Raw genomic sequence first — 7,339 nt, forward strand, 5'->3', positions numbered from 1 at the left:
ATGCATGTAACTCAGGTTCAGTTATATAGGATTTTTTACGTTCCTTTTGAATAGCCCGAAGATTAATTCTTAAGCATAGTTGTAACAACCTAACAATCAACTTGAAAATTTATGCTCGGAATTGCTGAATATATTCTCAAATCAGGGTTTTTTAATGCACTCTATTCACCAAAGAGATATCATAATACCCTACTCTCAGAATACAAATCGTATGCTGCCACGAGTAATTGATGATCTGGGTCTTGACCATATCGAGCATACTTATATATTTCGCTTTTTTGCTCTGTATAATATGGGCTGTATTTACTGTCAATCTCATCCCAGATGATCAAAAGGTAAGCAAAAGGAATTTTGCTTTCTCTTCCTTTTTCCAGCCATTCTTCGAATACGTCTTCATGCAGTGATTTTGGGTAGTCTGGTCCGTCAAACATCGTTGTGATTTTTAGCTTTCGAAGATAAGGCTATAATAGGGCTATTGCTATTTTGAAGAGATAAAAAAATAACTTTTGAATTGTGATAGTATGGATTCAGTTAAAAAGCAAAAGCGCCGATTCACATCGACGCCCAAAAATAATGCAAGGAGTTGAAAAAATGTTCGTTTGCTGTACGGGTTCAAAATTAGTTACTTTTCACTCATCTGTGTAGAATAGGACATTAAGGATGTTTTAAATTAAACGTTAAAAAAAAGTCTGGGATTAATGTTATGATAATGTAAGGTCTCCATCGAGTTGTAGAATATGAGTCATCAAGTGTTTCGGTTTGTTTTGATGTTTTTCCTTACCTTTGCCTCAAAGAAAGTAATAAGTGAAAGCGAGAACTCTAAAAAAGGATAAGGTCAATATCATTACCATGGGATGTTCCAAAAATTTGGTAGACTCTGAAGTACTATTGACCCAGCTCAAAGGAAATGGCATAGACGCTACTCATGAGTCCAATAGCAAAGACAATAATATAGTCATCATCAATACCTGCGGGTTTATAGATAATGCAAAGCAAGAATCTATAGATACCATTTTGCAGTACGTAGATGCCAAAGAACAAGGTGTAGTTGATAAAGTATATGTGACGGGATGCTTATCTCAAAGGTATAAGGATGATTTAGAAAAGGAGATCCCCCAAGTGGATGCATTTTTTGGGACAAGAGATTTGCCAGCAATCTTGAAGAAATTCAAGGCAGATTATAAGCATGAACTTGTAGGTGAGCGGCTACTGACGCATGCATCTCACTACGCATACATGAAGATATCAGAAGGTTGCGATAGACCGTGCTCTTTTTGCGCAATCCCGCTGATGCGTGGAGGACACATTTCCAGATCTATAGAAGACCTCGTCAAAGAAGCGGAACACAAAGCAGCCAATGGCACTAAAGAATTGCTATTAATTGCTCAAGATTCTACATATTATGGATTGGATTTGTATAAAAAGCGAAGATTGGCAGATTTGATGGGTGCCCTTTCAGATGTAAAAGGGATTGATTGGATTAGGCTACATTATGCATACCCTACAGGTTTTCCAATGGATGTCATTGAAGTGATGAAAGAGCGTTCGAATATTTGTAATTATTTGGATATTCCTTTACAGCATGGATCTACTTCAGTATTGAAGACGATGAGAAGAGGGACCACTCGTGAAAAGCAAGAGGAACTAATTCATTCAATTAGAGATATCATGCCCGATATTGCAATCAGGACTACTTTGATTGCTGGTCACCCTGGAGAAGGTGAGGCAGAGTTTCAAGAGATGGTAGACTTCGTAGAAAGAATGAAATTTGAAAGATTGGGAGTGTTTACTTATTCCCATGAAGAGAATACTCATGCAGGCACTATGGAAGACATCGTCCCGCAGGAAGAAAAAGAAGCTAGAGCAAATCACCTGATGTCCATTCAAGAGCAGATTTCTTTTGATCTGAATCAGGAGAAAATTGGAAAAACGTTCAAGGTACTTGTCGATAAAAAAGAAGGAGGACATTTTGTTGGAAGGACTGAATTTGATTCTGTTGAAGTTGATAATGAAGTTTTGATCGATGCCTCGAAGCATTATTGTCGGGTTGGTGATTTTGTTGAAGTCAAGATCAATGAAGCCACAGAGTTTGATCTCTATGGTGATGTTGTTTCTTGAAAGTAACTGATAAGTTTTCCTAAATGATTTATTCTTTAAGAAATTGTTAATTTGAGTCAAAATCCATTACAATAGCATCATGTTGTAGTGGATTTTTTATTTTTGAGATATACATAACTTGCAGAAAAAAGTAATGAAAAAGCTTATATTATTAATACTGATAACAGCTCCAATGAACACTTTTGGACAACAAGCATATGATCTTCAAGGCCACAGAGGAGCTAGAGGGCTCATGCCAGAGAATACTATTCCAGCTATGATCAAGGCCCTTGATCTAGGTGTCAATACACTAGAGTTGGATTTGGCTATTACCAAGGATGGAGAAGTGATCGTTACTCATGAGCCTTACATGAATCCAGTGATTTGTTTGACTCCCAGTGGTGAAGAAATCACAGCTGGGGATAAAAGCCATAACATTTATAAGCTGTCATATGCAGAAGTAAGTAGATACGATGTTGGGACGAAGGTTCATAAAGATTTTCCAAATCAGGTGAAATTTCATACAACAAAGCCTAGGCTAGCTGATCTTTTTGAGGTAGTTGAAAAATATGTGAATGATCATGATCTTCCAAAGCCAAAGTATAATATAGAGATCAAAAGCTCTCCTGAAGGTGACGACACTTATCATCCTGGTGTCAAAGAGTTTTCTGATTTGGTCTTTCAAGTGATTGACAAATATATTTCTTGGGATAGGATCAATGTTCAATCTTTTGATTTTAGGATTTTGAGGTATTACCATGAAACCTACCCAGATGTTGTTTTGGCTGTGCTTGTACCAGGCCCAACCAAATTTGAAGCGCAGCTTGTTGAGCTTGGTTTTCAGCCTCAAATCTATTCCCCACATTACAATGGCTTGACAAAGGAGATAGTGAACACCTTGCATGGTAAAGGGTTGAAGGTCATTCCATGGACTGTGAATTCCACCTCAGATATGCAATCATTGCTAGATATGGGTGTTGACGGTATCATTACCGATTATCCAAATTTGGCTCCACAAAGGTGAAGCTTGGTTACGAATTAGAATTTAATAATGTAGCTATTAGCAGATTATTAGTGTTTTAAACAAATAGTCACTTGGTCTACATAGCTGTGAATTGCATAGTTAGGTAGGCCAAGTGGTTCTTTGGATATTTTTTTAGTGTTTTTTTGATACATCGTCGCTTATGATAGAAATCCAAAGTGATTTGCTCGCATCAGTCATTATTCCTGAAAAGCATGTTTGTTTTGATCGGAGGGAGCAAAATTCGTAGTTTCCGAATATATGCTTATTTTTGGCCTCTCTTAATCTAAATTTGAGTATGAAAATAATTGAGGTAAGCAGTCCAAGTCAAAAAGTAGAGTTTCTAGAAATGGCTGCAAGGCTGTACCGCAATGAGAAAAATTGGATTAGGCCTCTTGATAAGGATATTGAAGGGGTTTTTGATCCAGCATCAAACAAGCTCTTCAAGCAAGGAGGGAAGGCAAAACGATGGCTGCTTTTGGATGAAAAAGGCCAAACTATTGGTAGAATTGCTGCATTTATACATCCCAAGTGGAAAGAAAAGCAGCCTACTGGGGGGCTTGGTTTTTTTGAATGTATAGATGATCAAAAAGCAGCATTTCTTCTTTTTGATACAGGGAAAGCATGGCTTGATTCTCAAGGAATGGAAGCTATGGATGGTCCGGTGAATTTTGGGGAGAGGGATAAGTGGTGGGGTTTGTTAGTTAAGGGTTTTTCGCCACCCAACTACAATATGCCTTGGAATTTTGATTACTATAAAAGTTTCTTTGAGTCCTATGGGTTTCAAATTTATTTCAAACAGTATACCTATATGCGACCAGTCCAAGGTGTGGGGTTTGATAAAAAAATGGTCGAAAGAGCCAATAAGGTAATAGGGGATCCTGATTTTGATTTTCGCCACATGCAAGGTAAAGAGCTGTCTGAAAAAGCTCCTGAATACTTCATGAACGTATATAATAAAGCTTGGGCTCGACATATGGGAAAAAGTTTGACCATAAGAGAAACCCAATTAATGTTTTCCAAGATGAAACCAATCATGGATGGTCGGCTGATTTATTTTGGTTTTTTCAAAGGAGAGCCTATTTCTTTTTTTATCAATATTCCTGAAATCAATCAATTGTTTAAATATGTGAATGGAAAACTGGATCTTTTGGGGAAATTGAAATTTTTATACCATAAGATTTTCAATCCACCTAACAAAATGCTTGGATTGGTGTTTGGGGTAGTACCAGCTTTTCAAGGAAAGGGAGTAGAAAGTGCCATGATTATGGCTTACAATGAAAAGTTTGCTAGACACGATTCGTTTCCTTACAAAACTATAGAGATGAACTGGATTGGTGACTTTAATCCAAAAATGATGAGGGTCTGTGAACAATTGAATGCAGAAATTTATAAAACTCACCATACTTATAGGTATTTGTTCGATAGAGACAAGCCATTTGAAAGACACCCTATTTTTGAATAAAAGTATAAATTAAGAAAAAGAAGGGAGCATAGAAGCTCTGTAAATAGAAAATAAGTTTAAAATGAAAAAATATGATGTTACAGGCATAGGAAATGCCTTGGTGGATATTGAGTTTAAAGTAAAAGATCAGTTTTTTATTGACCATGGCGTAGAGAAGGGGCTGATGACTTTAGTGGATGAGGAGCGTCAAAATGTACTTATGGAGGTGATCAATACCAATGAAGCGAAAAAGCAATGTGGCGGTTCTGCTGCAAACACAGTAATTGCTGTAAGTCAATTTGGAGGTAAGTCCTACTATTCTTGCAAAGTAGCCAATGATGAATTGGGAAAATTCTTTGTCGATGATATGAAAGAGTCTGGTGTGGATCATAATTTAAATCCAGAAAAGCTTGAAGAAGGTATCACTGGTAAATGCCTGGTAATGGTGACAGATGATGCAGAGAGGACGATGAATACATTCTTGGGTATCACACAATCCTATTCGGTAAGTGATGTCAATGAGTCAGCGATCAAAGACTCAAAATACCTTTACATAGAAGGGTATTTGGTAACATCTGAAAATGGGAAGGCTGCGATGAAGCATGCGAAAAAACTCGCAGAAGACAATAATGTCAAAGTTGCGATGACATTTTCAGACCCTGCCATGGTCAAGTATTTTAAACCTGCCTTTGATGAGGTAATTGGTCATAGTGTAGATATGCTATTTGCCAATGAAGAGGAGGCATTACTTTACACAGGTAAGGATGATTTGTTAGAAGCTAGAGAAGAATTGAAAAAGGTAGCCAAGCGTTTTGTAATTACCCAAGGTAAAAATGGCGCTATGATCTTCGATGGAGATACTTTTATCGATATTGAACCTTATAAGACTACAGCAGTGGATAGCAATGGTGCGGGCGATATGTTTGCTGGAGCTTTTATGTATGGAATTACAAACGGCCAAAGCTTTGCAGCGAGTGGTAAATTGGCTTCTATGGCAAGTTCTAAAATCGTAAGTCAGTTTGGACCAAGGCTAAAGTGGCATGAGGCCAAAGAGATTTTGGCAAAATTAAATCCCTAAATTCATTTTTTAAAGAAGCTAATCTTTATGAAAGCCCTCAATAGAGTTGTAAACGCTTGTTGAGGGCTTTTTATAGTAATAAGTTTAATCTTCAGTTAGTAAAATAGAATACATCAATTCGGGAAACTGAGCAAGTTTCCTACTAATAAGCTGTTCACAGTTGTTGGATCAAATATTGATTAGCTGTTAATACTTTAAAATATCCTGGGGAAACTTGTAGCTGTTGTCTTTAAAGATACTTCCAAATTGATGGTTTGGTATCGACAGGGTTGATTAAAATAAGAATAATTGAAGAAGAGATTTTTAGCCATATTAATGCTTTTTGAATAGTTGCTTTCGTTAAAACGCTAGGTTTTTAGCATCTATTAATTCAACCCACCGTTTCATTTTCTTTTGAATAACTTTCCAATGAGCTTTGTCCTCTTCTGTAATTAGGGATATAGCATGTCCTTCAGCCTCAGCTCTGCCTGTTCTTCCAATTCTATGTATATAGTCTTTTGGGGAGCGAGGCAGTTCATAATTGACTACATATGGAAGTAGTTTAATGTCAATTCCTCTTCCTGCTAGGTCTGTAGCAACCAAGACTTTTATTTTCCCACCTTTGAATTGCTTGAGGGCTTCTGTTCTTCCTCCTTGGCTTTTATCACCATGAAATGCAGCAGCTTGAATGCCATGCTTGTTTAATTTTGTGGCTAGATTGTCTGCACTACGCTTTGAAGCAGTAAATACAAGTACTTGCTCCCAGTTATTCTCTAATATCAAATGTCTTAAAAGAGGCCCCTTTTTATCATGGTCTATCAAGTATGCTGTTTGATGAATAAGCTCTGGAGTAAGCTCAATAGTATCAATTTCAATTTTTTTAGGGTTGTTTAAGAGTTTATCGACTAAAACTTCCACATTTGGCTCCATGGTGGCGGAAAACAGGATGTTTTGTCTTTTGGCGGGGAGTCTAGATAGAATTTCATCGACTTCTGCCTTGAAGCCTAAGTTCAATACTTTATCTGCTTCATCAAGAACAAGTGTTTTGAGTTCATGAAGACTTATTGCATTTTTAGCAAGGAGATCCAGTAACCTACCAGGAGTAGCTACTAATATGTCCGTCCCGTTGAGCTTGATCATTTGTGGGTTTATGGATACTCCGCCAAATACAGCTGCACTTTTGATTTTTCGCGGTAGGGAATTCCCAAAAGATCTGATCACTTCTTCTACTTGCATTGCTAGCTCACGAGTAGGTACTATAATGAGATGTGCTATGTTTCTATTATTGCTAATGGGGGTTTTTAGGATAGACTCAAGTATAGGTAGTACATAAGTGGCTGTTTTACCAGAACCTGTTTGAGCAATACCTAATACATCTTGTTTCTTTAAAATTACTGGTATAGCCTTTATTTGGATTGGGTAAGGCTTTTCATAATTTGCGTTAGTTATTGATGTAAGGATATCATTTGAGAGTCCTAATTGAGAGAAATCCATATTTTTTATTTAATTTGAATGCACAAAGATAAGCGTTTTTAAGTGCATCAAAATGTGTTTTTACCTTTGAGACTTATGGTTAGAAATTAGTATAAAATATTTCATCCTGGTTTTCAGAGTACTTATAATATTTCTTCAGTTTTTTTCAAACAATTCATTGTAATGGAGAAAATAAGTTGCACCTTTGCAATCCCAAACGGGGGAAAAAGCTTGAAAGAAAAGGATG

General features: G+C 36.8%; 6 protein-coding genes. 4 read left to right on the plus strand and 2 right to left on the minus strand.

Going from position 1 to position 7,339, the window contains the following annotated elements; genetic code table 11:
- Window positions 1-179: 179 nt before the first annotated feature.
- Window positions 180-431: a hypothetical protein gene (locus tag MM239_RS20400; protein ID WP_241350177.1), complete on the minus strand. Its 252-nt coding sequence runs from the start codon at window positions 429-431 to the stop codon at window positions 180-182.
- 373 nt (window positions 432-804) lie between these two features.
- On the opposite strand from MM239_RS20400, the gene rimO reads away from it, so the two are divergent.
- The 4 genes from rimO to MM239_RS20420 all read left to right on the plus strand — a co-directional run bounded on the left by rimO (window position 805) and on the right by MM239_RS20420 (window position 5,640).
- Window positions 805-2,118, plus strand: coding sequence for a 30S ribosomal protein S12 methylthiotransferase RimO (gene rimO / locus MM239_RS20405; RefSeq protein ID WP_241350178.1), 1,314 nt, complete (start codon window positions 805-807; stop codon window positions 2,116-2,118).
- 133 nt (window positions 2,119-2,251) lie between these two features.
- Window positions 2,252-3,121 (plus strand): glycerophosphodiester phosphodiesterase family protein, encoded by an 870-nt coding sequence (locus MM239_RS20410; protein ID WP_241350179.1) that lies wholly within the window; start codon window positions 2,252-2,254, stop codon window positions 3,119-3,121.
- A 295-nt stretch (window positions 3,122-3,416) separates the two neighbouring features.
- Window positions 3,417-4,583 (plus strand): hypothetical protein, encoded by a 1,167-nt coding sequence (locus MM239_RS20415; protein ID WP_241350180.1) that lies wholly within the window; start codon window positions 3,417-3,419, stop codon window positions 4,581-4,583.
- A gap of 61 nt (window positions 4,584-4,644) precedes the next feature.
- A complete protein-coding gene (locus tag MM239_RS20420) occupies window positions 4,645-5,640 on the plus strand; it encodes an adenosine kinase (RefSeq protein WP_241350181.1) in 996 nt (331 codons plus the stop codon).
- A 339-nt stretch (window positions 5,641-5,979) separates the two neighbouring features.
- On the opposite strand, the gene MM239_RS20425 is transcribed toward MM239_RS20420, so the two are convergent.
- Window positions 5,980-7,113, minus strand: coding sequence for a DEAD/DEAH box helicase (locus MM239_RS20425; protein WP_241350182.1), 1,134 nt, complete (start codon window positions 7,111-7,113; stop codon window positions 5,980-5,982).
- Window positions 7,114-7,339: the final 226 nt, after the last annotated feature.

Source organism: Belliella filtrata, from assembly GCF_022549775.1.
GTDB classification, from domain to species: Bacteria; Bacteroidota; Bacteroidia; order Cytophagales; family Cyclobacteriaceae; genus Belliella; species Belliella filtrata.